Annotated in this window: 1 protein-coding gene and 1 pseudogene; both read right to left on the bottom strand. The window is 63.7% G+C overall.

Translation table 11 applies throughout. The features are described 5' to 3' along the window. Window positions 1-88: 88 nt before the first annotated feature. Entirely contained in the window at window positions 89-493 is a 405-nt protein-coding gene (locus AC07VY_RS26600) for an ACT domain-containing protein (RefSeq protein WP_495100147.1), read from the bottom strand. After that, a pseudogene (locus AC07VY_RS26595) lies at window positions 490-576 on the bottom strand (histidine/lysine/arginine/ornithine ABC transporter ATP-binding protein); the annotation flags it as partial. The pseudogene AC07VY_RS26595 and the gene AC07VY_RS26600, both read right to left, overlap by 4 nt.

Below are 576 nucleotides of genomic sequence, written 5' to 3'. Positions count from 1 at the left end.
GCTGCGCGCGGCTGTGACGACCCAGCCACTTCCATTGACTGTTCTTCGATACTCTGAGGCAAGTAGCTAATCAGGCAGCTTTTTATATTTATTTAGCGGTGCTTTGCTGTAACTGGCGCAGGGCGGCCATCGCGTCCTGCGCCCGCTCCACGGGCACAAAGATGTGGTCGTGCTGGGCTCCTGCCACCACATTGCAGCTGATGCCTGCGTCGCCCAGCGCCCGTGCAAACGCGGCGGTCAGGCCCACCGCCTGCAGGTCGGAGTGCACGGTCAGCGTGATCCAGGCGCAGCGGAACAGCACCGGTAGCTGCAGCGCCAGGGCTCGTGCCTCGGGCAGCACCACAGACAGGCCTTCGGGCTCGCGGATGGTGGCCACCACATCCTCCAAGCCGATGGAATAGCCGGCAGGCAGGCTGGCGAACGCAAATACGCCCTCGTTCAGCACCGGCTCCATGCTGACCAGCAGGGTGCGCAAGTCAGCGATGGGCTTCACTTCAAACTGCCCGACAAGAACTGCTGCAGCCGCTCGCTCTTGGGCTGGCCCAGCACCTCGCGCGGCACGCCTTGCTCTTCGAT

Source organism: Rhodoferax sp. GW821-FHT02C08 (assembly GCF_059421805.1).
This window is presented reverse-complemented; position numbering and strand designations above follow the sequence as displayed.